Genomic DNA, 23,546 nt, shown 5'->3' with positions numbered 1-23,546 from the left:
ATGGGCGAGATCCAGAAGTACAAGGACCTGATCGGCCGCCGCGTCGCCGACGACGACCTGGAGGGGCTCGCCGTCGACCTGCTCAAGGCCGCGATCGCCAACAACGGCAACTGGACCGGCCTGTGGGACGGCGTCCTGGCCCGACTGCGCGAACTGCCGCCGCAGGCGCGGTCGAGGGTCGCCGACGGCCTCGTCACGCAGTACCACTCGGCACAGGCCGGTCCGAACGCCCGGGAGAACGCGCTGATCCTGCTGGGCATCGTCTCCCGTGACCTGCCGCCCCACGACCGCCTGACCGCGGAACGCCTGGCCCTGCTCGACAAGATCTCCCGGCAGCACTCCTTCTGGTACGGCGCCCGCTACGAGAACCTCATCGAGGCCGAGCTGGCCGCGGGCCGCCCGATCGCGCCCGCCGTCGTCGCCACCGTCCGCCGCGCCGTCCTGCACGCCTACCAGAACGAGGACCTGCCGAGGACAGCGAAGAAGCTGACCGAGCCGCCCCTCAACGTAGGAGAGGCGTGGGCCGAGGAAGCCCTGCGCGAGACCGACGACGTCTGGCAGCAGCTCCTGACCCACATGGCGACCGCGACCGCGGCGAAGCCCTCCGCCAAGTGGGACAAGCAGGCCACCGCCCTGGTCGACGCGCTCGGCCCCGACCGCGTCCGCGAGGCCGTGATCCGCTGGCTCGCCCTCGTCGGCCGCCCCCGCACCTTCGAGCTGGACCGCGGGCGCTACGAACCGGACGTCAACAGCGCCTACGACCCCTACAACGCGAACGCCCTGCGCGGCCTCGCCTGGCTGCTCTCCCTCCTCCCGCCGCACCCCGACACCGCCCGCGCCCTCGGCGCCCTCGTCGAGACGTCCCTCAGGAAGGTCGCCGGCCTCGGCCCGCGCAACCCGAAGGTCGCCAACGCCGGGGTCAACGCCCTCGCCCGCATCGACAGCGAGGCCGCCCTCGCCGAACTGGCCCGGCTGGCGACCAGGGTGACGTACAAGAACACCGCCAAGCTGCTCGACGCGGCTCTGGAGGCCCGCGCCGTCGCCCTCGGCCTGAGCCGCGAGGAGATCGAGGAACTGGCCGTGCCGGCGTACGGCCTGACCGGGGTGGGCCGCGCGGAGCACCGGCTCGGCGAGGCCACCGCCGTCCTCGAAGTCCAAGGCACCAAAGCCGTGTTGACCTGGCACAACGCGAGCGGCAAGCCGGTGAGAACCGTGCCCGCCGCCGTACGCCGGGACCACGCGGAGGAGTTGAAGGAGCTCAAGGCCACCGTCAAGGACATCGACAGGATGCTCTCGGCGCAGGGCGAGCGCCTGGACCGCCAGTTCCTGGCCGACCGCACCTGGTCCTACGCCACCTGGTGCGAGCGCTACCTGGACCATCCCCTGGTCGGCACCCTGGCCCGCCGCCTCCTGTGGACGGTGGACGGCACGACGGTCGGCCACGCCGAAGGCGCCCTGCGCACGGTCACCGACACCCCGGTCACCGACGGTACGAACGTCCGCCTGTGGCACCCGGTGGACCACACCCCCGCGGAGATCGTCGCCTGGCGCGACTGGCTGGAGCGCCACGGAGTGACACAGCCCTTCAAGCAGGCCCACCGCGAGGTCTACCTGCTGACCGACGCCGAGCGCGCCACCGGCACCTACTCCAACCGCTTCGCGGCCCACGTCCTGCGCCAGCACCAGTTCCACTCCCTGGCGGCGGCGCGGGGCTGGCGCAACAAACTCCGCCTGGCCGTCGACGACGAGGCACCGCCGCCCGCCCGCGACCTCCCGCGCTGGGGCCTGCGCGCCGAGTACTGGATCGAGGGAGAGGGCGGCGAGGACTACACGGACATCACCGACTCCGGCACCTTCCTGCGCCTGCGCACCGACCAGGTCCGCTTCTACCCGATCGACGCCCCGGAGAACTCGGCGCACTGCGCGGGCGGCGAGTACCGCATGTGGCTGCGCGACGGCGCGGACCCGGTGGACCCCCTGCCGCTGACGCAGATCCCGCCCCTGGTCCTCTCCGAAGTCCTGCGCGACGTCGACCTGTTCGTCGGCGTGGCCAGCATCGGCAACGACCCCACCTGGCAGGACGGCGGCCCCGGCGGCCGCTTCCAGGAGTACTGGACGTCGTACGGCTTCGGAGAGCTCAACCAGAGCGCCGAGACCCGCCGTCTCCTCCTGGACCGCCTGATCCCGAGACTCGCGATAGCTGACCGCTGCACCCTGGAGGGCCGCTTCCTCCACGTCAAGGGCGACCGCCACACGTACAAGATCCACCTCGGCTCGGGCAACATCCTCCGCACCCCGAACGACCAGTACCTCTGCATCGTCCCCAAGTCCAACCCGTCCGCCCCGCAGGCCGGTTACCTCCCCTACGAGGGCGACCGCATGCTCGCGGTCATCCTCAGCAAGGCGATGATGCTGGCGGACGACACGCGGATCACGGACCCGACGATCCTGAGCCAGCTGTGACCGTCGCAACGGGCGCGAAGGAGGCCGTCACAGGTTCCCGTAACCGTCCCTGACGGCTTCCCCGCGCACCGGCGCAATCCGAGATCAGCCTCCGTTCCCGCAGCCGCCCAGTCGCCGCGTGCCGAGCGCGATGTCGTCCATGCGGATGTCGTACGACGAAGGCGTCGGGTCGGCCTGATAGAGCTGCCAGCCCAGCTTCAGCTTGTCGAAGCGCGGGAAGACGAAGTCGTCGGCGGTCCCCCCGTGCTCCTTCGTGGACACGGTCAGGCCGGACTGCGCCACGCCGTCGAGGTACACGCTGACGCGGTTGTCGCGGGCGTCGAGATGGAACTCCACGCACTGCCACTTCCCTGCGACGGCCGGGGAGGAGGTCTTCCAGGAGGTCCAGTCGCCGGTGGGCCCGAGATCGGACCCGACGCCCCAGAAGTTACCGCCGTCGGTCGGCGCGAACTGCCCGCCCAACGGCCGCACGAGCGTCGGTGAACCCGCCCCGGACGCCTCGGCGATGGTCCAGTGGGCCCAGTCCGGCGCACTGGGAAACCCTCCGACCCGCAGCCGCACCCGCCCCCACAAGCTGTTGCCGGGCGGCGAGACCTCGTCGAACACGAGGAAGGCCCGGCCGTTGCCCTCGGTACGAATCCGCAGCTGATGCCCATGTCCCGTGGTACTGGGCACAACGGTCAACGTGCCGTTGTCCGAGTCGGTGGTCCAGCCGCGCCCCTCGGTGACCGGACCGAGGGGAAGACGGTCGAAGTTCTCCCGGGCGAGCAGCCCGTGGGGAGCGGGGGTCGCGGAGGCAGTGGGGGGTATCGCGAGCAGTACCGCTGCGGCGGCGCAGAGCGCGGCGGCGGATTTCCTCAGGAGTGCCATGAGGACAGTCTGCAACTCAAACCCCACAAGTCACAGTGTCCACACGGGGGTTGGCTGAGAACGAGAGAGCCCCGCCCCGGCGCGAACCGGGGAACGGGGCCCTCTCACCGTAGGAGAACGGAGATCAGAAGCGCCGAGTGATCAGCGCCCTCTTCACTTCCTGGATCGCCTTCGTGACCTCGATGCCGCGCGGGCACGCGTCCGTGCAGTTGAAGGTCGTGCGGCAGCGCCACACGCCGTCGCGGTCGTTGAGGATCTCCAGGCGCTGCTCACCCGCCTCGTCACGCGAGTCGAAGATGAAGCGGTGGGCGTTGACGATGGCCGCCGGGCCGAAGTACTGGCCGTCGTTCCAGAACACCGGGCACGAGGAGGTGCAGGCGGCGCAGAGGATGCACTTCGTGGTGTCGTCGAAGCGCTCGCGGTCCTCGGCCGTCTGGAGACGCTCACGCGTCGGCTCGTTCGTGTCCTTCGTGATCAGGAAGGGCATCACGTCGCGGTACGCCTGGAAGAACGGCTCCATGTCGACCACGAGGTCCTTCAGGACCGTCAGGCCCTTGATGGGCTCGACCGTGATCGGCTTCGACGGGTTGATGTCCTTGATCAGCGTCTTGCACGCCAGACGGTTCTTGCCGTTGATCCGCATCGCGTCCGAGCCGCAGATGCCGTGCGCACAGGAACGGCGGAAGGTCAGCGTGCCGTCCTGCTCCCACTTGATCTTGTGCAGGGCGTCGAGGACACGTTCCTTGGGGTCGATCTCCAGCTGGAAGTCTTCCCAGGTCGCCTCCGCCGAGACTTCGGAGTTGAAGCGGCGGATCCGGAACGTGGCCGTGATGTACGGGGAGTCGGCGAAGCCGGGCTCGGGCGTGCCGGCCGCGTCCGCCTTGTCCAGGGTCGGGGTTGCCATCAGTACTTACGCTCCATCGGCTGGTAGCGGGTCTGGACGACCGGCTTGTAGTCGAGACGGATGGACTCGGTGCCGTCGTCGCCCACCTCGCGGTACGCCATGGTGTGGCGCATGAAGTTGACGTCGTCACGGTTCGGGTAGTCCTCGCGGTAGTGACCGCCGCGGGACTCCTTGCGGGCCAGGGCCGACACCGCCATGACCTCGGCGAGGTCGAGGAGGTTGCCGAGCTCGATGGCCTCCAGGAGGTCGGTGTTGAACCGCTTGCCCTTGTCCTGGATCGAGACGTTGAGGTAACGCTCGCGCAGTTCCGCGATCTTCTCGACCGCCGTCTTGATGGTCTGCTCGGTGCGGAACACCATGACGTTCGCGTCCATGGTCTCCTGCAGCTCGCGCCGCAGCACCGACACGCGCTCGGTCCCGGTCGCGTCCCGCAGGCGCTCGACCTGCGCCACGACGAGCTCCGCCGGGTTCTCCGGCAGCTCGACGAAGTCGGCCTTCTGGGAGTACTCGGCGGCGGCGATGCCCGCCCGCTTGCCGAACACGTTGATGTCCAGCAGCGAGTTCGTGCCCAGACGGTTGGCGCCGTGGACGGACACGCAGGCGACCTCGCCGGCCGCGTACAGGCCCGGAACGACCGTCGTGTTGTCCGCCAGGACCTCACCCTCGACGTTCGTCGGGATGCCGCCCATCGCGTAGTGCGCGGTGGGCTGGATCGGGATCGGGTCCGTGTACGGCTCGATACCGAGGTACGTGCGCGCGAACTCGGTGATGTCGGGCAGCTTGGCGTCCAGCTGCTCCGGGGGAAGGTGCGTGAGGTCGAGGTAGACGTGGTCGCCCTCGGGACCGCAACCGCGGCCCTCACGGATCTCCGTGTAGATCGACCGCGACACGACGTCACGGGACGCGAGGTCCTTCATGACCGGCGCGTACTTCTCCATGAAGCGCTCGCCGTCCTTGTTGCGGAGGATGCCGCCCTCACCGCGGGCGCCCTCCGTCAGCAGGATGCCCATGCGCCAGATGCCGGTCGGGTGGAACTGGAAGAACTCCATGTCCTCCAGCGGCAGCCCGCGCCGGTAGACGGCCGCCTGGCCGTCACCGGTCAGGGTGTGCGCGTTCGACGTCACCTTGAAGAACTTGCCGCAGCCGCCGGACGCGTAGATCACGGCCTTCGCCTGGAAGACGTGGATCTCGCCGGTGGCGAGTTCGTACGCGACCACGCCCGCCGACCGCTTCACGCCGTCGACCTCGGTGATCAGCTGGTCCAGGACGTAGAACTCGTTGAAGAACTCCACGCCCTCCTTGACGCAGTTCTGGTACAGCGTCTGGAGGATCATGTGGCCGGTGCGGTCGGCCGCGTAGCAGGACCGGCGGACCGGGGCCTCGCCGTGGTTGCGGGAGTGACCGCCGAAGCGGCGCTGGTCGATCGTGCCGTTCGGGGTGCGGTTGAACGGCAGGCCCATCTTCTCCAGGTCGAGGACCGAGTCGATGGCCTCCTTCGCCAGGATCTCCGCGGCGTCCTGGTCGACCAGGTAGTCACCACCCTTGACCGTGTCGAAGGTGTGCCACTCCCAGTTGTCCTCCTCCACGTTGGCGAGCGCGGCGGCCATGCCGCCCTGCGCGGCGCCCGTGTGGGAGCGGGTGGGGTAGAGCTTGGTCAGCACGGCGGTGCGGCTGCGCTTCGTCGACTCGATGGCCGCGCGCATGCCCGCGCCACCGGCGCCGACGATGACGGTGTCGTACTTGTGGATCTTCATGATTCTCGCAGCCCCGTGCCTAGCGGATGTTCGGGTCGAAGGTGAAGATCACCAGCGTGCCCAGCAGGATGGTGAACACCGTGGCGGTGTAGAGCAGGCCCTTGAGCCACAGCCGGGTGTTCGGGCGCTCCGCGTAGTCGTTGATGATCGTGCGCAGGCCGTTGGCGCCGTGCAGCATCGCGAGCCACAGCATCAACAGGTCCCAGACCTGCCAGAACGGGGACGCCCAGCGGCCGGCCACGAAGGCGAAGCCGACCTTGGAGACGCCGCCGTCCAGCACCAGCTGGATCAGCAGGTGCCCGATGACCAGGACGACCAGCACGACACCCGACAGGCGCATGAACAGCCACGCGGCCATCTCGAAGTTGCCGCGGGTCGAGCGAGGGGTCTTCTTGGTGCGCTTGCGCGGGGCCTCGATCAGGGGCGCCGGGTTGTCGACGCCGTAGCCGGAGTCGCCTTCCACGGGGCCGATGCCGGAAGCGGTGGTTTCAGTGGTCGCCATCGGTATCAGCTCCCGAACAGTTCACGAGCGGCGTGGCCGAGGACGGGGTAGATCGCCCCGATCATGAGCACGACCCACAGGCCGACCACGGACCAGAGCATCTGCTTCTGGTAGCGCGGGCCCTTCGACCAGAAGTCGACGGCGATGACGCGCAGGCCGTTGAGCGCGTGGAAGAGGATGGCGGCCACGAGGCCGTACTCCAGACACGCGACGAGCGGGGTCTTGTACGTGGCTACGACCTTGTCGTAGTCCTCGGGTGAGACACGGACGAGAGCGGTGTCCAGCACGTGAACGAACAGGAAGAAGAAGATGAGGACGCCGGTGACTCGATGAGCCACCCAGGACCACATTCCTTCCCGGCCGCGGTACAGCGTTCCAGCCGGCACGGAAGTCCCTCCGGGAGCGGGGTATTGGGGCCTGCCGGCTTGTGCTGTCGGTCGGGCCCGGCCGGGTACGGTCCACCGGCCCCCAGCATCGTAGCGATGTGCCGCCGCTGGGCTTAGCCCGGGCCTACCTGTGTGATCAAAGTGGCACGCAGATGGGGGAACTCGGCGGCTAATGGGGTGGTCTCTCCTGTTATGCGCCGTGGCGACCGGTCGCGCCCGTGCCCTTGAGGGAGGCCACCAGACGGCCTCTCGCCAGACGGCGGAGTTCCTCTGCCGCCACCACGCGTTCTTCCTCCGGATCGTTTGTCAATCGTGACCGGATGCCCGCCAGGACGTGGTCCAGGGCCTCGTTCGGGGGCAATCCGTCCAGGCAGATGACGAAGGCGTGGCCGAAGCGGGACTCGTAGGCCGCGTGGGCCGCGTCCATGGCCATGTGGGCTGCCGAGTAGACCCCCTCCGGCAGTGCCGGCAGGGTCTCGGCGGCCAGGGCCTCGGAGAGGTCCGACACGGTCAGGTCGTACGCCGCCTCGTCCGCGGCCGCGAGCAGTGCGTCCACGGTCGGGTAGGGGCGGTGGGCCACGACCCGCTCGGCCCAGCGCAGGCTGCGCAGACACTCCAGGAGCAGGGGCCGTGCCTCGTCGGCGGGAGCGCTGTTGAAGGCGTCCAGGACGGTGGGCAGGGACGGTATGGCCAGTCGGCCGGGAGAATGTGTGGGCGTCACGTGTGTTTCGGCAGAGGAAGCTGTGAGCGGTGTGACATCACGTTATCGAGAGTGGACATGACCTGTCCGACGGATGCCCGAATTTCACCCGCACGGGAGAGTTTCGGAACGTGTGGTGGACACGGCTCCCGCTCTCCAGGCCCTAGGTTGACGATGTGAGCCAGCACAGGAAGCGACCGGAGAAGCAAACACAGGGGCTGATCGTGGGGGCGGTCGCCGTGACCGTCGCCGCCGGGGTGGGCCTCGGGCTGTGGGCGGGCGGCGACAGCGGCCCGGCCGGATCGGCTCAGTCCCAGGCCCAGTCACCCGCGGGCGGCAGATCGGAGGACTCCCCGGTCCCGCCGAAAGCCCCGAGCGCGGCCCCCAGTCCCACCCGGTCCTACCCCCTGTCCACCACTCCCCGCACCATCCCCGCCGTCCGCGCCCACACCCCGGCGCGCGGCCCGGGCTGGCGTCCCGCCTCCGGCCGGCGCGTGGTCGTCAACGATGCCGACCTCGCCGACGAGGGGCGCCTTCTCGCCGGTGAGCTGGGGCTGACGTACGCCGGGCAGAAGGACGACGTACGCGCCGGGGACGTGCGCCTCACGCTCAACGACGACGAAGGCGCGGACCCGGAGTCGTACCGCATGACCGTGCGCGGCGGGCGGGTCGCCATCAGCGGGTCGGACGACCGGGGCGTGTTCTACGGCACCCGCACGCTCAAGCAGGAGGTGCGCGGCGGCGGTACGGCGGCGGAGGGCGTCGTGCGCGACGAGCCCGCCAAGCCGGTGCGCGGGTTCTCGCTGGACATCGCGCGCAAGAACTTCACGGCCCGCTGGATCGAGGACCGGGTCCGGGAACTGGGCGACCTGAAGTTCAACGAACTCCAGCTGCACTTCTCCGACGACCAGGCGTTCCGGATCGAGTCCGACTCGCACCCGGAGATCGTGTCGAAGCAGCACCTGACCAAGGCGCAGGTGAGGAGGATCGTCGCCCTCGCGGCCCAGCGGCACATCACCGTCGTACCGGAGATCGACTCGCCCGGGCATCTGGGCGCGGTCATCGCCGCGCATCCCGAGCTGCAGTTGCGCAGCGCGGCGGGGAGCACCCCGCAGGGGACCGTCGACATCTCCAATCCCGCCTCCGCCAAGATCGTCGACGATCTGCTGAACGAGTACGCCGGGCTCTTTCCCGGAGCCTGGTGGCACCTCGGCGGCGACGAGTACCGCGCGCTGATGGTCTCCGACCCGGCGGGGACCTACCCGCAGCTCGCCACCGCCGCCAGGAAGGCCTACGGCGCCGGCGCCACCGTCGAGGACCTGACCACCGGCTGGCTCAACGACCGCGCCGCCACCGTCCGCAAGCACGGCAAGACCCCGCGCGCGTGGAACGACGGCTTCTTCCGGGGTACGTCCGTCCAGCCGGACAAGGACATCCAGGTCGGGTACTGGACCGGGAAGGAGATCGGCGCCCGGCAGCCGGTGGAGTACCTGAGCACGGGGCGCAAGCTGATCAACTACAACGACAAGTTCCTCTACTACGTCCTCGGGCAGCCCAACCAGTTCTACTATCCGACCGGACAGCGGATCTACGAGCAGTGGACGCCGCGAGTCGTCCGCGGCACGACAGCCGTTCCCGCGAAGTACGACGGCCAGATCCTCGGCGGGTATTTCGCGGTGTGGTGCGACTTCCCGAACGCGCAGACGCAGGACCAGGTCGCCGCGGGCATCCGGATGCCGCTGCGGGCGACCGTGCAGAAGCTGTGGGACCCGGGGAAGCCCGCCCTGACCTGGACGCGGTTCAAGGCGCTCGCGGACCGGCTGGGCTGAGGAACCGGCGATTCCCTGTGGACGCGAGGGGCCGCCGAACCATATGTTCCGCGTGCCGCGCGTGAAGCTCTGGGGAGAACCGGCGCGGTCCGCTGATCATTCGCACCTCGGGGGGACCTCACCATGCTCTGCACGCGCTGCCACCACTTCGAAGCGGCACCGGACGGTGTCCTGTGCACCCAGTGCACCGCCTCGTCCGGGTTCCAGGCCCCGCCGGCCGGCGCTCCGAAGGCCTGGCTGCGCTCGCCGGTCGGGCTCGGGCGGGCCACCGCGACACTGCTCGCGCTGGCCGCGGCCGTCGATGTCTTCGCCCTCGGGGCGGACGTCTACATGTACGACGTCACGGGCGACCTCGCCGGCGACCCCTCCTGGGACTCCGTACTGGACCGGGCCGACCTGGCGGACACCCTCACCGCCGTGGCCACCTCCGCGCAGGCCGCCGCACTGCTGGTCTGTGCCGTCGTCTTCGTGATCTGGCTCTGGCGGGTGCGGGTCAACGCCGAGGTGTTCGCCCCGGGCGGGCACAGCAAGTCCCGCGGCTGGGTGATCGCCGGCTGGGTCGTGCCGTTCGTGAGCCTCTGGTACCCGCGCCGGGTCGTGCTGGACGTCTGGGACGCGAGCAGCCCGGAGGGACAGCCCAAGGGGCATGCGCTGATCAACGTCTGGTGGGCGTCGTGGCTCCTGACGAACGTCGCCGGGCGGTTCCTGGGCGGCGTGGCCGGGGAGGCCGACACGTCCCAGGAGATCCACGACACGATGGGCCAGATGATGTTCGCGGACGGCGTCGACCTCGTCGCCGCCCTGTGCGCCGCCGCCGTCGTGCTGCGGCTGACCCGGATGCAGGACGAGAAGGCCCGCAGGGGACCCGCGGTGCCCGTCGCCGTGTGACGGATTTGGTCCGTCCTACTGCGAACTGCGGTACGAATGTGGTGTATTCGGGCCCGAACCGCACCGAGCAGCCGGGGGGAACCGGGATGGGCTACTGGGGTTACTTCGTCGTGGGCCGCGGGGAGCGGCCGCTCGCCGAGCTGGACGCGCTGGCCGGAGCCGAGGGCATGGTCCTGCGGGAGTCGGCGCCCGGCGGATGGCAGGTCTGGGAGTACGCGAGCGCCGAGGGCGATGTGGGGAACATGAACGCCCTGGCTCTGGAGACCGGTTCGCCGGCGCTCTTCGGATACGTCATGGACAGCGCCTCGGTGGTGCTGGAGGCGGCGGGACCGGAGAGCGGGGCCTGGACGACCTGTCTGGCCCGGGCCGCCATGGCCGGGTACCTCGGGGGCGGTGAGGAGGGGCTGACCCTGGAGGACTACTTCCTCGAACCCCGGGACGCGGCGGCGCGGGCCGTGGCCTGGGCCGCGGAGGCCGGACACGAGGTGGCGGAGGAGCCGCTGCTCGACGTACTGAACGCGGAGCCCGATCTTCCCCCACTCTCGACTTCGCTCGAGCGGGGGGACCCCCAGGCCGAAAACCTCTTCTTCCATATGCTCGACCGGCTCGGTGTGGTGCCCCTGTGACACTCCCGGGCCATCGCGCGCAGTAAGGGGAAGTGCGGGTTCCGTCAGGGAGTGCCGCTCGGCGAGGGGGGCGTGGATGAGTCTGGTGGAGCTGATCGGCCAGGCCGACGAACGCGGACTGGCCGCCAGCGGGTTGGCTTGTTTGGATCGCTGCATACCGCTGCTCGGCGGCGACGACGAGATCCTACGGCCGTTGTGGGCGGGGCTCGCGGACGACGCCGGGGCCGCGGAGTGGGGTGAACGGCTGGAGCAGGTGCGGGGAAAGCTGGGCGGGGACGGGGGGTTCGGCACGGACGACGGGGAGCCGGGCCAGGGCTCCGCTGAGGACGAGGCCGTGCTGCTGGCCCGCCGGATGCTCGCCGCCGCGCCGGTCGACCGGTCCGCCGCGGGCGTACGGGCGTGGGCCGACGCCTGTTCGGTCGCCGCGCTGCGGATCCACCGGCTGCTCGACCCCCTGAAGGACGCGGGCGACTCGGTCGACGCCCGCCGCGAGGGCCGTACGGAGGGCATGTCCCCGCTCGTCGCCGCCGAACTGCGCCGCCAGATCACCGTCCTGGAACTCCTCGCAGGACACGGCCCGGCAGGACTGCGTCCGGCCCTGGAGGTCTCGACGGAGGGCCGCCGGGTGTTGCGCGCGGTGGTGTCGCGCAGGAGCCGGCGCCGGGGGTGAGGGCCGGCGGCTCAGTGGCGGAGTGGCTCGATGGAGCGGTGGCTCACTGGATGAGCCACTTGACCACCGCGTCCCCGTACTGCGCCGTCTGTCCGTAGAACGCCGTCAGATCCCGGTGCGCCGCCGCGAACACCCCCCGCGCCTCCCGTTCCGCCCCCGCCCCGCCGTGTCTCGGCAGCAGTTCCTCGCGGGCGACCCGCCACAGGGCCTCGAAGTCGGCCGAACCCAGGTACGCCGAGACGCGGTTCGCCCGGGCCGCGGTCAGGAGCAGGAAGGGCGGTCTGTCGTGGTCGCCCGGGTAGACCGGCAGGCCGCCGAGGACCACCTCGGCGCCGGAGTAGAGGAGTTCGTGGTCCAGGTAGGACCTGTCCAGCACCTCCTCCCGGTGTCGTCCGATGCGTTCGCGTACGGCGTCCCAGTCGTCCTCGAACAGCCGTTGCAGCCAGTTCGCGCTGTTGCGCAGGGCCGAGGGCGGCACCGCGCGGAGATGGAAGTAGTCGCTCATCAGAGAGAGGAGCGCAGGGGAGGAGCGAATCGTCACACCAGCGTCAACCTCGCTACCGAAAGGGTCCTGTGACCGTCCGGGGAGGGATACGGCGAAGGTGCGTCGGTCCTGCACCGGTCCCGCCGAGACCCCCCGATCCCGGTGACGAAACACCCCGCCCGAACGCTTTCACCCGTGTGACGACTGATGTGACGGCTCAAGCAACTGCCCCTACGACGGCCGATGTGACCACCCGCCAGACCAGCCGCCCCGCCGCCGCGGCCAAACCCGTGCGCTGGGCCGCCGACGCCGTGTCGGCCCTGCGCGAGGGCGCCCGCGTCCGGCTCGACTACTCGGCGCAGAGCCTGTGGCGCGTCGACCGGCTGATCGAGGAGATACGGCGGGAGGGGGCGCCGTACGCCGCCGTGGAGACCGTGTTGCGCGGGCTCGGTGCCTACGCCGGTGAGGTCGTCGTCCACCAGACCGGTGCCGAGTGGTGGACAAGTGGCGGTGAGCACTGGGTGCGTACGCCCGACGGACGGCTGTGGGACCCGGTGGACGAGGCCCGCCGCTGCTTCGCCGGGGACGGCTCGCTGCGGCTGCTGTGCCGCGATGCGACGGGTGCCGGGCGGCGCTGACCGCGGAGGCGTCGTGAACGCGGCACGGGCGCCCACTCCCCAAGGTGCCGGGGAGCGGACGCCCGAGTCGGTGGACACGCGGGGCTGAGGCCCTACTTGATGTACACCAGGCCGTCCGTCGTGACCGTCGGACGGCCGCTGGTGCCGACCACCACGATCTTCACGGTGTGCTTGGCGCTGCTCGACCAGGACTTGGTCCAGATCGCGTCGCGGTACTTCGTGGTCGAGGACTTCAGGTCGACCGTCGCGACCTTGGCGCCGTCCACGTACACGTACGCCTGCCCGGAGGTGGACGCCCGCGAGACCACCCAGGAAGCGGACCGGCCGGTGAACGTCCAGGTCAGGCTCGCGCCTTTGGAGCCGCTGGAGTACGACTTCCCGCCGAGGTAGCTCGCCGAGGAACGGCTCGTCCAGCTTCCGGACTTCGTGGCCGAGGTCTCCTGGAGGATCATCGGCGTGTAGGAGGGCGACGAGGTGCGGGTGTTGCCCGCGACGTCGTACGCCTTCATCGACCAGGTGCTCGCGGTGCCGGACTTGGCGGTACGGCTGGAGCTGGTGGTGGTCGGGCCGAAGGTGGCCGTCGTCGGGGAGAGCAGGCTCACCGACTTCAGCGCCTGGGAGTCGGTGGCCTTCCAGTCGAGGGTGACCGGGACGGCGGTGGTGTTGACCGTGCCGGTGCGCAGGGTGATTTTCGGCGTGGTGGAGAAGGCCGGCGCGGTGGTGTCGGTGGCGACGGTCAGCGCGGTGGTCGCGGGAGTGGTCCTGCCGGACAGGTGCACCGCTCGTACGGCGACCTTGTGGGTGCCCGCGGCCAGGGTGGTGCTCGCCGAGGTGGCCGTACCGGCGACGGAGGCGACGACCTTGCCGTCGACCAGCAGCTCGAAGCTGGAGATCAGCGAACTCGGCGTGGTGGCCGACCACTTCGCCGTGATCGCGCCCTTCGTCCAGTACGTCGAGCCGGACAGGGTCGCGCCGGTCAGCGAGGTGAGCTTCAGGCCCTGAACCGGGCCGGCGGCCCAGGCGCGGATGGTGGGCAGCTGGGCGTAGAGGGAGGTACCCGGGCACTCGGTGGCGTAGCCGTCGCGGTGGCCGGAGATCCGGTCGAAGGTGTAGGCGCTGCCCGCGGTGAAGCTCGTACCGGCGAGGTTCTTCTGGGTCGCGCCCGCCTTCAGCTGGACCGTCGAGTCGGGGTCGACGCCGTACTGGCCGAGCTTCCAGGCCGCGATGCGGGCGACCGAGGCGAGGGCGGCGTTCGAGGCGCCCGCGTCGGTGTAGTCGCCGAGGACCGCGATGCCGGCGGACTCACGGTTCCAGCCGTAGGTGTGCGCGCCGAGGACCGGCAGGTCCACCCCGCCCTTGCGGCCCTCGAAGATCGTGCCGCACTTGTCGACGAGGAAGTTGTAGCCGATGTCGTTCCACTTCTCGGTCTGCGTGTGGTACGCGTAGACGCCCCGGATGATCGACGGCGACTCGTCGCACGAGTAGTCGTTGGATCCCGCCGTGTGGTGCACGAACACGGCCTTCACATCGGCGTTGTACTCCGACGGGTCGGGGCTGAGCGACTCGTCGGCGCCCCAGCCGGACCGGGGCACGATCGTGGGCTCGGGGACCGTCGAGGCGGGCGCGGTCGGGGTGGTGGCGGTCGGAGTCGGCGTGGGCGTGGGCGTGGGCGTCGGGGACGCGGTGGACGTGGCCGTGCCGGTCGGGCTCGGGGACGCGCTGTCGCTCACGGTCGGGCTCGGGGTCGGTGTCACGTCCTCGGCGAACGCCGCCGGGTCCGTGTCGTCGCCCGTGTCGCGCTGCTCGGCGGCGGTCGCGATGCCCGGGTCGACGAGGTTGACCTCAAGTCCCTTGGGCAGTCCGGCACTCGTGCTGCCGTCCTCATGGACGACCTGCACCTGTACGCCGTCCGACGGGCCGACCCACAGCGGTTCGGACGCGCCGCGCGCGCCGCCGCGTTCGTCGGGGTCCTCCGGCGGGTCGATGTGCGTCTCCAGGTCCTGCCAGGCGCTCCACTCGCCCGTCTCACTGCTGCGGGTGCGGACCTGCGCCTTGCCCTCCAGCGGCTTGGTCACCCCCGTCCACGAGACACCGAGCAGCGAGAACTGCTTGGTCTCGGTGCGCGGCAGCTCCCGCTTGCCGGCCCCGGTGCCCTTCAGCGCCAGGTCGTAGACCTTCACCGGCCGCTTGGGCCGCACGTCCCCCGCGGCGTCGGCCGACGGACTGGCGACCGCGTAGGTCGCGATGCCGCCGCCTCCCAGAACCACCGCACCGAGCGTCAGCCACGCCCGCCGCTTCATGCTCAGCGGTCTGTACGCACGGCTTTTACGACGACTCACTACCCCACCCCTGAATGTGGTCAACAGACCCCGAATTCGGTCACAGAAACACCACCTGTCACACAGGTGGCATCTGTACAGCGTGCGGAGACCGCCAGGTGTCACACGTGTGCCTCGCGAGGTGCCCGGGATGTCCGACCTGCTGTGACATTTCTGTCCGGTCCGACGCTGTTGACCGTGGGGGACATGGGCAAGGGCGACCGTGCCGGACGGTACGGAATAGCCACAAACCGGTACGGACGGGAAAGTTCTTGGGCCAGGGAGGGGAACCCCGCCGCGCGCAGGCGTACGACGGGGAACTGGGCGCGGCCGTCGCGCGGGCCCAGGAGGGCGACGAGACCGCCTTCGCGGTGGCCTACCGGTTGGTACAGCCCGGACTGCTCGGGTATCTGCGCGGGCTGGTCGGGGAGGACGCGGAGGACGTGGCGTCGGACGCCTGGCTGGAGATCGCCCGGGACCTGGGCCGGTTCCGGGGGGACGGGGCGGGCTTCCGGGGCTGGACCGCGACCATTGCCCGGCACCGGGCCCTGGACCATCTGCGCCGGCAGAAGGTGCGGCCCCGGTCGGCGGCGGCGCTGGAGCAGGACATGCTGGACCTGGCAGGGCCGTACAGCACCCACGACCAGGCGCTGGAGTCGCTCTCCACCGAGTACGCCCTGGAACTGGTCCGGGGGTTGCCTCGGGACCAGGCCGAGGCGGTGCTGCTACGGGTGGTGGTGGGACTGGACGGTCCCGCCGCGGCACGCGTCCTCGGCAAGCGGCCCGGTGCGGTGCGCACGGCCGCGTACCGGGGTCTGAAGCGGCTGGCGCAGCAGCTCGGCGTCGAGAGTGTGACGGATGACGGCTCCCGGACGCTGGGGGAGTCGACATGACAGGTCAGGACGCCACGTCGGACAGGAACGGACACGGCATGGGTGACGAGCGGAGCGGCGATGCCCCCGGCCGCCGGCATGCGCGCCCGGCGAAGGCCGTGCGGGGGCGGGCGCGGGGCGACGGCTCGGTGTCCGGCCGGGAGCAGTCGTACGACGGGGAGTCCCGGTCCGAGGACAGCCCCCTGGAAGCGCTGCTCGCCGCGGCCATCCTTGACGAGAAGTGCGAGGACGAGGGGGAGCGGCGGGCCGTGGCGGCCTTTCGGGCGGCGCGGGACGCCGGAGCGCACCGGGCGCGGACGCGGCGCCGGGACGACTGGCGGCCCCGCACGCGGTGGAGCAGGGCGCGTTCGTTGAGGGCGACGCTCTCCGTGCTCCTGGCGAGCCTCACTCTCGGCGGGGTCGCGTACGCGGCGATCGGTTCGGCGGGCGGCGGTCATGACCGGGGCGCGGCAGGGGAACCGGACGCCCGCCCGAGCGTCCCGGTGAGCACCTCGGCCCCGTCGCGCGGCGGCACCCGCCCCTCCGCGTCCGCTCCCTTGGACCGTCCGCCCACCGCGAAGGACACCCTGGCCCACTGTCGTGCGTACGAGAAGCTGCGGGGCCGTGGCAAGGCGCTGGACTCCACGGCGTTCCAGCGGCTCGCGGCGGCGGCCGGCGGCGAGGCGAACGTGAGCGCTTATTGCGCCGCGCTGACGGACGCGGCCGACGCCAAGGACGCGGCCGACGCCAAGGGCGCGGCCGACGCCAAGGGCGCGGACGGGGCCAAGGGCGCGGCGAACGCGAATGGCGGAGGCAACGCCGGCGACACGGGGAACGCGGGCAACGCCGGCGACACGGGGAACGCCGGTGACGCGGGCGGCGCGAAATCGGGGAAGCAGAAGGACAAGGCGAGTGGCGGGCAGAACGCGGACGGGAACAAGTCCGACAAGCAGTGACCCGGCGCGGCCGAGGCAACGGCCGGGGCCGATGCTCCTGCCCCGGCGAGACCTGAAATACCTCTGTCCTGGCGCTTGGCTCGGCCTTCAGCGACATTTCCGGCAGGCTGAGATCCGTCCCGGCTACCGACCCCGGTGGCCGGACGACCGCATCCCGACCGTGACGAGGTTCTTCCGGTCGATCTGGCCACCCCCTCCGATGAGCCACGAGCATTTCGATACGGCGACTGAAAGATGGCTGAAAGATCGGGGAAAGCCCTCTTGGAGATGCTGATGGTCGAGGTCGGAAAGCTTTGGAGTTTTCCGACGGAAGAACTAGTGAGGAGAACTCATGACCAAGATGCTGAGTGGTGTCGTTGGACGCATGGCCGAGAAGCTGCTGCCCAAGACAAGCGCGGCGGCCGGATGTGCCAAGGAATGCTGGACCGAGTACAACGGCTCCGGTGCGGTTAGCCACTGCTGCACGCTGGAGGACTGCCACACCATCGCTTGCTCTGCCTCGTAGTCATTGCAGGGTGGCCGCCGTAGCGGATGAGCACGGCGGTCACCCTGCCCACGCGTGGATTCGATTCGGGGATGAATGAACGCGGTAGATGTCTTCGGGCGGTTGTGCTTGCTTGCGACGTTCGCATGGTCAGCAACCCCAAAAATTGTGAACTTCGCAGACTTTCGCCGGCATGTGACGACCACTATCCCGGGCATTGGTTTCTTTGCAAGCCCGTTGGCGGCTTCGGTAATCGCAACGGAGTTGGGCGCCAGCCTATGTTTGATGGTGTATCCGTTGAGGATCATCGGTTTGGCCGGCGCCGCCTTCCTCCTGACTTCCTTCACTGTGTACCTGTTTGCTGTCATGCGGATCAGGCCGGGAACGTCGTGTGGATGTGTGGGAACTGATGGCACTGCGGTCTCTGGTGCTCATCTGGTACGAAATTTGATCCTCTTGGTTGCTTGTGGCGTCACCTGGTGGGCGACTGCTGATTCGGCTGGTCCGTCCCTGTCCGACTATGCCGTATTGGCAGCGCCGGCAACTGCCGTGGCTATCGCCGTGCTTCACCTGGGAGAGTTGGCTGCGCTTCTCCGTCCCGCAGCTACCGACTGACAAATGGGGCTATCAATGGGTAACGCACTCTCTGTACTGGCTCTTCTCATGGCGTCTGCCGCCTGTGGCCTCGCTGTGGCCGTCGCATTGAGGGTAAAAAAGATCCTTGATCCTTTGACGGAAGAAGGTTCACTGGGTCCACGCAGGGGTGGTGCGCCGAGCGTAGGAACCACAGTTCCCGTTCCGTCCTCGATGGTCGACACTGATGGCAATGAGGTTTCCTTCCCTGCCGTGGGTTCGGGACCTTGGATCCTTGCCTTTCAAATGGTCGGATGCAGCGGTTGTCAGCAGCAGATGCCGGAATATAAGAAATTCCTGAGTGGCGTTCCGTTGGGCAGGGAACGTACGTTCTCCCTCGTTGTCGGCGAAACAGACGGTGTTGCCTACTATCGCGACGAACTCGATGCACTTTCCCATGTGATTCCTGTGGATGCGCAGGAGTCTGTTCGGGACCTCATGAAAGAGCTGGGAGTCTCGGTCTTCCCCACCTACCTTGTGGTGGACGAGCATGGTGCGATCAGGACCTCTACGCAGAGTTCAACGCGACTGGCTCAGTCCGACGGGGCCTCTCTGTCTCCGGCTTCGACGGTCGGCTAGCGTGATGATCACAAAAGATTCAGAGGAATCCGGTGAAGGCGCATCTCGTTTCGGTCGAGGCGGATGGCCTTTCCTTGACCTGAACCCACTTCGAGGCGCCCTGTCCCTTGGCTTCGAATCCGCCGGCTACAAGTTGATCACGTATATCGTGCTGGATCTCGCCAGCGGCGCTATTCCAGTCGCTGTTGGTTGGCTCAGTAAGATCATATTTGATGACCTCAGTCGTGGGGCGTCCGTCCAGACTCTGGTCACACTGGCTGTCGGTCTCGCGCTTGCCGGAGTCGTCCAGGCGGTCATTCCTCATATCCTCGAGTACCTTCGGGCTGAGTTGGAACGTGCCACTGGAACACTCGCTCAAGGCAGACTCTTCTCCTCCTTGGCTCTATTTGTCGGCTTGGGGCCATTCGAGAATCCCTCCTTCTTGGACAAGCTTCGCCTGGCCAAGCAATCAGGCAGAAGCGCCCCGGGAGCGATTCTGCAAGGCTCACTGGGGGCGGTCCGGTCGGGCATCACCATCACTGGATTCCTGGGTTCGCTCTTCGTCCTGGCACCACTGATGTCTGCGTTTATTGTCGCTTTCGCGCTGCCTGTGCTGGTTGCGGAAATCGCGCTTTCTCGTCGTCGAGCAAACATGCTTTGGCGTATCACTCCGAGGGAGAGGCGCGAGATCTTCTTCGATCAGATGCTCTCCAACGTAGATGCCGCCAAAGAGATACGTCTGTTCGGAACCGGTTCCTTTCTCTTGGGCCGTATGCAGCATGAGCGCCGAGCGGCTGACGATGCCAAGCGGTCAGTTGACCGCCACGAGCTTCTCGTCCAATCAGTGCTGGCTTTCCTCGGTGCACTCGCCGCCGGCTTCGGACTGATCTGGGCTATCCATGCAGCGATGTCCGGCGTACTGACCATGGGAGACGTTGCGATTTTCGTGGCGGCCGTAGCAGGTGTGCAGACGTCGGTTGCGCAGCTCGCTGGAAGCATCGCAAAAGCACATCAAGCCTTGGTCATGTTCAGGCACTACCAGGAAGTGAGTTCCGCCGAGCCGGACCTGGAGCGTGCACCTGAGCCACTGCCGGTACCCCGTCTGGCGAACGCGCTGGAGCTCCGCGACGTCTGGTTCCGCTACAGCGACGATCAACCGTGGGTTCTCAAAGGCGTCACTCTCGTAATTCCTCAAGGCCGTAGCTTGGCGCTGGTCGGCCTGAACGGCGCAGGGAAATCGACCCTGATAAAACTTTTGTGCCGCTTCTATGATCCGACTCGCGGTGCGATTCTTTGGGACGGCGTCGACATCCGGAATTTTGCACCCGAAGAGTTGCGTCAAAGAATGAGTGCAGTATTCCAGGACTTCATGCACTACGATCTGACTGCCCGGGAAAACATAGTCCTCGGGGACCTCGGTGCAATGGAAGAACCCACCAGGGTGATCGAAGCGGCACGCAAGGCGGGGGTGCATCAGGCTATCGCGGCCTTCCCGCTCGGCTATGACACGCTGGTTACGCGCACGTTTTTCGCAGGTTCCGACAACGACGACACCACTTCCGGTGTTCTCCTGTCCGGTGGCCAGATGCAACGGCTGGCTCTGGCTCGCGCCTTGGTGCGAGACCGACGGGACTTTCTGATTCTCGATGAACCTGCGGCAGGGCTGGACGCAGAGGCTGAACATGAACTGCACTCTCAATTGCGAGATTTTCGCCAAGGTCGTACAAGCCTCCTCATATCGCACCGGCTCGGTTCTGTCCGTGAGGCTGATCAGATCGCCGTGCTGTCCGACGGGTGCATTGTGGAGCAGGGTGACCATCTCACCCTGATGGCGGGCAGCGGTGTATACTCTCGACTCTTTGCTGTCCAAGCTGCCGGATACACCGAAGACTCGGTGTCCAAGCTAACAGTGAAGGCATCACAGTGATCTGGGGAAGCCTTGTCGTGGCAGCCGCGTGTATCAGTCTCGCCGTTCTGACGGCACTGATTCTGCGCAGACATCTTGTGGTAGTCACCGTCGTAGGACACAGCATGCTGCCGACTTACCGCCCGAACGATCGCGTACTGGTAAGGCGCGGAATTGTGCCCAAGCGCGGCGGTGTGGTTGTGGTGGAACTCCCGAGCACGGAACGAAGAAGCTGGGAGCTGCCTCCACCCGGATTGGGCAGTCCGCGCGGGGCGGTCACAGCGCGCCGATGGCTTGTCAAGCGGGTCGCCGCTGGCCCGGGTGACCCCTGGACCGTGGAGACGGGCGCGGCGGATCGCATCCCCTCGGGGCATCTGTTTCTGCTGGGAGACAACGCTTCCGTCAGTTTCGACTCGCGTCAGATGGGCCCTTTCCCTGTGAACAGGGTGCTCGGCACGGTGTGGCGTCGATTGTGACGTGCCGAACGGCGTGAGCCACTTCTGGACTTCCGCGCCGGCGGAGGAGATGTACACCAAGGAGAAGAGGAGAGAAAAATGCAGGAAAGTGCTCAGAGCGCGCAGAACAAGGAGAGCGTGTCGCTCGCCGAGACCGCGGAGGTTACCCAGCCCGAGTTTATCGAGATCCGTTTGCTCGACAAGATCGAGACGATCGAGAGCAAGTCAATTGTCAGGTAATCTGAGCCCTGCCGACGGAATTCTTTCCGTCGGCAGGGCTGTCAAGGAGTGGTGGCCGTGAGACGCCCAACAGTAAAGCCGGAGCACACGCCCCACCGGTTCGATGACGGAACGATCCGCATCGGGGGTGAGCTCTACGGAGTCGCGGCGGAGATTAGTGATCCCTGCGGCTGGGTCTGGTCGGCATTGAGCCTTATGGACGGCGCGAACACCCTCGAGTTCATTGAGGAAGAATTGGCCGCGCAACACCCGTCGTTGGGCTTGGAAGGTGCTGGCAGGCTGGTCAAGGATCTTCTCAATTCAGGGTATTTGGAAGACGCAGCCACAACCCCTCCCGAAGGTTTCACGGAATCTGAGATCGAGAGATACAGTCGCAATCATGCTTACTTTCGACGGATCGACCTGCGCTCGGGTAGTGATCCCTGGGAGACGCAGAAGCGGCTGAAGCAATCCCGGGTCGTGATGCTGGGAGTCGGTGGCACTGGAAGTCATGCCGCGTGGGCCCTGGCCGCCGTCGGGGTGGGCACTCTCCATCTCGTCGATCCGGACCGCGTCGAAGTGTCCAACCTGACCCGACAGGCCCTGTACAGCGAAGCTGACCTGAACCAGCCCAAAGCGCAGAAGGCCGTTGAGCGCCTCGCCGAGATCAACTCGACGGGAACCTTCACGTATGACATCCGGAAGGTGGACACGGAAGAGGGACTCAGGGAGCTGGTGGCGGGTTGCGACGTCTTCGCGCTATGTGCGGACGAACCCCGGAACGACCTCATCGCAAAAATGACGAGCCGGGTGTGTGCGGCGTTGGGTGTTCCCTGGGTGGTCGCCGGATACAACGGACCCCTGGTTACGGTCGGTGTCTATGGACCTGCGGGTCCCTGCTTCGAGTGCGTCGGTGCCGGAGAGGAGGCGAAACTCAAACCTGGCTGGCTCCCGAACATGGGGGGAGCAGGAGTACTGGCTCCTTCCGCTGGGATCTCCGGCCAACTGATCGCCCACGAAGTCGTATCACTGCTGACCGGCACCAGCAGGGTTGCCCCCGGATATGTGCGCGGGCTCAACCTCATCGCTCCCGACCACGTCGTCAACGTACGGCACCCGGCCCGTCCGGACTGCGCACTGTGCAATCCATGACGGGGCGTCAATAATGACGTCGTCGACGGGGGATCACGGACTTCATGTCTCACTCCACGCACTTGAGTTCCGCCAGGACCGGGGCGAATGGATCGTGGGACGGCAAGGCAATGACCAGGTGATTGTCCTGCCGGACATCGGTATGGCCGCCGTCAGGCTCCTGTCCGAGGGAAAGACAGTCGAGGAGGCCAGAAGCGGCTTGCGCGCGAGCACTGGTCGTGACGTCGACGTCCGGGCCTTCGTCGAGCAGCTGGCGGCGGCTGGGCTTGTGGCGTCGATCGGTGACCGGGAGTTCGCGGCCCCTCCGCCTGTTGTCTCGTTTCCTTGGCTGTGCTCGCGTCACGTTCGCTGGGCCATGAGTTCCGCTGTGCATGCCTTCGTTCTGTTGGTGCCCGTCTGCGCACTGCTGCTCGTAGCCTCAGATCCGAAGGTGCTGCCGACCTGGGACGAACTTTTGTGGGCCGACTACGGCACCTTCACCGTGCTGGTGCAAGTTGTTGTCGCGGCCTGCCTCATCGCTCTTCATGAGTTGGCACACCTGGTGACGGCTCGCGCCGCCGGTGTACCTGGACGGATCCGTCTCGGAACCCGTCTTCAGTTCCTGGTAGCACAGACCGAGGTGTCAGGAATCTGGCTCAGGAGCCGAAGGCAGCGTCTGACGGTATATCTCTCTGGAATTGCTCTGGATGGTTTTATATGCGGCATTTGTCTAGCGCTTCGTGGACTGGGCGTCAACAAGCCGCTGCTTTCCGTGATCATCCTGACTCTGGTGACCGCGTTGGCGAACCAGTGTCTGGTCTTCATGCGCACCGACGTCTACTTCGTGATTCAGGATCTGACTGGCTGTCGCAACCTCTACGGTGATGCGGGCCGTTATGTTCGGTATCTGGCGGCGCGCATGTGGGGGAGCCGCCCCGACCGCCACCCTCTTGCTTCAATGTCGAAACCGGAAGGGCGATTCCTCAAGGCCTACACCGTGGGGACCCTGCTGGCGTCCGGGGTCTGCGTGTTCATTGGTCTGAGGATTCTGACGGACGTCTCCTGGCCGCTGTTCCGGCGGTCCCTCGTGCGCATGGTGGGGGACGCAGATCCCTGGGCACGCCTTGATGCACTGGTGACGGTTCTTCTTCTGTGCGGACTGCAATGCTTGTGGGTGCGTTTGTGGTGGAAACGTCACGGGGGACGGACCCTCGCGCTGGTGCGCAGGTGGAGGGGACCGTTCGGACGAGCGTAAGTGATCTTTCGTTGCGTTCCGTTTGGTCGTGGTCTAGCTTCTGCT

General features: G+C 67.7%; 23 protein-coding genes. 15 read left to right on the top strand and 8 right to left on the bottom strand.

The window, feature by feature from the left end:
* Nucleotides 1–2,463, top strand: coding sequence for a DUF4132 domain-containing protein (locus D1369_RS15290; RefSeq protein WP_037901222.1), 2,463 nt, complete (start codon nt 1–3; stop codon nt 2,461–2,463).
* A gap of 84 nt (nt 2,464–2,547) precedes the next feature.
* On the opposite strand, the gene D1369_RS15285 is transcribed toward D1369_RS15290, so the two are convergent.
* The 6 genes from D1369_RS15285 to D1369_RS15260 form a co-directional block, all read right to left on the bottom strand.
* Nucleotides 2,548–3,333: a hypothetical protein gene (locus tag D1369_RS15285; RefSeq protein ID WP_037901223.1), complete on the bottom strand. Its 786-nt coding sequence runs from the start codon at nt 3,331–3,333 to the stop codon at nt 2,548–2,550.
* Between the two features lie 124 nt (nt 3,334–3,457).
* Entirely contained in the window at nt 3,458–4,237 is a 780-nt protein-coding gene (locus D1369_RS15280) for a succinate dehydrogenase iron-sulfur subunit (protein WP_007384238.1), read from the bottom strand.
* Nucleotides 4,237–5,991 carry a succinate dehydrogenase flavoprotein subunit gene (sdhA, locus tag D1369_RS15275; protein ID WP_007384239.1) on the bottom strand — a complete coding sequence of 585 codons (1,755 nt, stop codon included), beginning with the start codon at nt 5,989–5,991 and terminating at the stop codon, nt 4,237–4,239. The genes D1369_RS15280 and sdhA overlap by 1 nt, the downstream gene beginning before the upstream one ends.
* A gap of 19 nt (nt 5,992–6,010) precedes the next feature.
* Nucleotides 6,011–6,493: a succinate dehydrogenase hydrophobic membrane anchor subunit gene (locus tag D1369_RS15270; protein WP_007384240.1), complete on the bottom strand. Its 483-nt coding sequence runs from the start codon at nt 6,491–6,493 to the stop codon at nt 6,011–6,013.
* A 5-nt stretch (nt 6,494–6,498) separates the two neighbouring features.
* On the bottom strand, nt 6,499–6,879 hold the full coding sequence (sdhC, locus tag D1369_RS15265; RefSeq protein ID WP_007384241.1) for a succinate dehydrogenase, cytochrome b556 subunit: 381 nt from the start codon (nt 6,877–6,879) through the stop codon (nt 6,499–6,501).
* 190 nt (nt 6,880–7,069) lie between these two features.
* Nucleotides 7,070–7,600 carry a 2-oxo-4-hydroxy-4-carboxy-5-ureidoimidazoline decarboxylase gene (locus D1369_RS15260; protein ID WP_007384242.1) on the bottom strand — a complete coding sequence of 177 codons (531 nt, stop codon included), beginning with the start codon at nt 7,598–7,600 and terminating at the stop codon, nt 7,070–7,072.
* A gap of 155 nt (nt 7,601–7,755) precedes the next feature.
* On the opposite strand from D1369_RS15260, the gene D1369_RS15255 reads away from it, so the two are divergent.
* The 4 genes from D1369_RS15255 (at nt 7,756) to D1369_RS15240 (ending at nt 11,592) form a co-directional block, all read left to right on the top strand.
* Nucleotides 7,756–9,408, top strand: a complete 1,653-nt coding sequence (locus D1369_RS15255; RefSeq protein WP_050789746.1) for a glycoside hydrolase family 20 protein — start codon at nt 7,756–7,758, stop codon at nt 9,406–9,408.
* Nucleotides 9,409–9,531: 123 nt separating this feature from the next.
* Nucleotides 9,532–10,296, top strand: coding sequence for a DUF4328 domain-containing protein (locus D1369_RS15250; protein ID WP_007384244.1), 765 nt, complete (start codon nt 9,532–9,534; stop codon nt 10,294–10,296).
* An 86-nt stretch (nt 10,297–10,382) separates the two neighbouring features.
* Nucleotides 10,383–10,922 carry a hypothetical protein gene (locus D1369_RS15245; RefSeq protein WP_007384245.1) on the top strand — a complete coding sequence of 180 codons (540 nt, stop codon included), beginning with the start codon at nt 10,383–10,385 and terminating at the stop codon, nt 10,920–10,922.
* Between the two features lie 76 nt (nt 10,923–10,998).
* Complete coding sequence (locus D1369_RS15240; RefSeq protein WP_118082486.1) at nt 10,999–11,592, top strand: hypothetical protein; 594 nt, start codon at nt 10,999–11,001, stop codon at nt 11,590–11,592.
* Between the two features lie 43 nt (nt 11,593–11,635).
* Here the strand turns inward: D1369_RS15240 and D1369_RS15235 are convergent, their stop codons facing one another.
* Nucleotides 11,636–12,097: a hypothetical protein gene (locus D1369_RS15235; RefSeq protein ID WP_037901229.1), complete on the bottom strand. Its 462-nt coding sequence runs from the start codon at nt 12,095–12,097 to the stop codon at nt 11,636–11,638.
* 224 nt (nt 12,098–12,321) lie between these two features.
* Between D1369_RS15235 and D1369_RS15230 the strand changes: the two genes are divergently transcribed.
* The gene (locus D1369_RS15230; protein WP_205574473.1) at nt 12,322–12,714 is read left to right on the top strand and encodes a hypothetical protein; all 393 of its coding nucleotides are present in this window, start codon (nt 12,322–12,324) and stop codon (nt 12,712–12,714) included.
* A 92-nt stretch (nt 12,715–12,806) separates the two neighbouring features.
* On the opposite strand, the gene D1369_RS15225 is transcribed toward D1369_RS15230, so the two are convergent.
* On the bottom strand, nt 12,807–15,014 hold the full coding sequence (locus D1369_RS15225; RefSeq protein WP_007384249.1) for an N-acetylmuramoyl-L-alanine amidase: 2,208 nt from the start codon (nt 15,012–15,014) through the stop codon (nt 12,807–12,809).
* 290 nt (nt 15,015–15,304) lie between these two features.
* On the opposite strand from D1369_RS15225, the gene D1369_RS15220 reads away from it, so the two are divergent.
* From D1369_RS15220 to D1369_RS15195, 9 genes are all read left to right on the top strand, one after another.
* The gene (locus tag D1369_RS15220) at nt 15,305–15,925 is read left to right on the top strand and encodes an RNA polymerase sigma factor (RefSeq protein ID WP_007384250.1); all 621 of its coding nucleotides are present in this window, start codon (nt 15,305–15,307) and stop codon (nt 15,923–15,925) included.
* Complete coding sequence (locus tag D1369_RS15215) at nt 15,922–16,860, top strand: hypothetical protein (protein ID WP_007384251.1); 939 nt, start codon at nt 15,922–15,924, stop codon at nt 16,858–16,860. The genes D1369_RS15220 and D1369_RS15215 overlap by 4 nt, the downstream gene beginning before the upstream one ends.
* A 331-nt stretch (nt 16,861–17,191) precedes the next feature.
* A complete protein-coding gene (locus D1369_RS42935; protein WP_158680155.1) occupies nt 17,192–17,365 on the top strand; it encodes a hypothetical protein in 174 nt (57 codons plus the stop codon).
* 75 nt (nt 17,366–17,440) lie between these two features.
* Complete coding sequence (locus D1369_RS42930; protein ID WP_158680156.1) at nt 17,441–17,959, top strand: MauE/DoxX family redox-associated membrane protein; 519 nt, start codon at nt 17,441–17,443, stop codon at nt 17,957–17,959.
* A gap of 15 nt (nt 17,960–17,974) precedes the next feature.
* Entirely contained in the window at nt 17,975–18,556 is a 582-nt protein-coding gene (locus tag D1369_RS42925) for a hypothetical protein (protein WP_158680157.1), read from the top strand.
* 4 nt (nt 18,557–18,560) lie between these two features.
* Nucleotides 18,561–20,462, top strand: a complete 1,902-nt coding sequence (locus D1369_RS15210; protein ID WP_106433628.1) for an ABC transporter ATP-binding protein — start codon at nt 18,561–18,563, stop codon at nt 20,460–20,462.
* A 533-nt stretch (nt 20,463–20,995) separates the two neighbouring features.
* Nucleotides 20,996–21,136 carry a hypothetical protein gene (locus tag D1369_RS42920; RefSeq protein ID WP_158680158.1) on the top strand — a complete coding sequence of 47 codons (141 nt, stop codon included), beginning with the start codon at nt 20,996–20,998 and terminating at the stop codon, nt 21,134–21,136.
* A 57-nt stretch (nt 21,137–21,193) separates the two neighbouring features.
* Nucleotides 21,194–22,267 (top strand): ThiF family adenylyltransferase, encoded by a 1,074-nt coding sequence (locus tag D1369_RS15200; protein WP_007384255.1) that lies wholly within the window; start codon nt 21,194–21,196, stop codon nt 22,265–22,267.
* Nucleotides 22,268–22,280: 13 nt separating this feature from the next.
* Complete coding sequence (locus D1369_RS15195; RefSeq protein WP_007384256.1) at nt 22,281–23,501, top strand: hypothetical protein; 1,221 nt, start codon at nt 22,281–22,283, stop codon at nt 23,499–23,501.
* Nucleotides 23,502–23,546 lie beyond the last annotated feature (45 nt).

Source organism: Streptomyces sp. CC0208, assembly GCF_003443735.1.
In the GTDB taxonomy this organism is placed as follows: domain Bacteria; phylum Actinomycetota; class Actinomycetes; order Streptomycetales; family Streptomycetaceae; genus Streptomyces; species Streptomyces sviceus.
Note: the sequence above shows the minus strand (reverse complement) of the source record. Positions and strands in the feature narration are given on the sequence as shown.